Source organism: Vibrio sp. YT-19(2023) (assembly GCF_033337395.1).
The window spans coordinates 1-695 of the sequence record NZ_JAWOQN010000509.1 but is presented as its reverse complement, the minus strand read 5'-3'; the positions used below and the strand labels follow the sequence as shown (position 1 = coordinate 695).

The following is a 695-nucleotide window of genomic DNA, read 5'->3' as shown; positions in this document are numbered from 1 at the left end:
TGACGCCATTGTGCTCAATCACCCAATAAGCGGCACCTTGTTGGTTATACACAGAATACATGTCATCAAGTGTTGGGTCTGCGACGCCGTATCCTTTGTCTGCGGTTAGACCATATTCCGCGGAAACCTGACGAATCACGTCGGCGACTTGTGGGTTATCGGCTTTGCTGAGTGGGCGAAGAACAAATTGGTTTGCTTGGCATACTTTGGTTAAGCCTTTTAGATACACTTCAAGCCCTTGTTTGAGCTGTTGCTGTTCGTTTTCGTTCAGATGGGATAGCAATGATTCGAAGAAAGTATTTTGTTGTTGGTCGAGTTGAGATAGCGCGTGTTGGCCTTGCTCGGTCAAAGCTATGAACTGGCTGCGCTTGTCTTTTGGATTTTCGATGCTCTCAACCAGGCTCTGCTTGATGAGAGCAGTTACGGTGCGGCTGGCATTGGATTTATTCACGTTAAGCTGCTGCGCCAGTTGATTGATAGTCAGTGGCTGTAATTGGATCTCGCCCAAGGCATGAGCTTGTACTGGGGTGAGGGTAACCTCGCCACATTGTTTATCAAGCATACCTAACAAGCGGACGGTCTGTCGGGAGTAATGTCTGAGCTGACGAGGATTCATCTTAAGTTACCCATAATAAGTTGCGCACCGCAATTAATTTAATTGCGGTGCGCAACATTGTCAATAATGAATCGGTTTG

General features: G+C 47.1%; 1 protein-coding gene. It reads right to left on the bottom strand.

Annotated elements, in window-relative coordinates; translation table 11 throughout:
- Positions 1 to 616: MarR family transcriptional regulator (locus R7E78_RS26805; protein WP_318058696.1), on the bottom strand; the 616-nt coding region annotated here is incomplete at its 3' end.
- Positions 617 to 695: the final 79 nt, after the last annotated feature.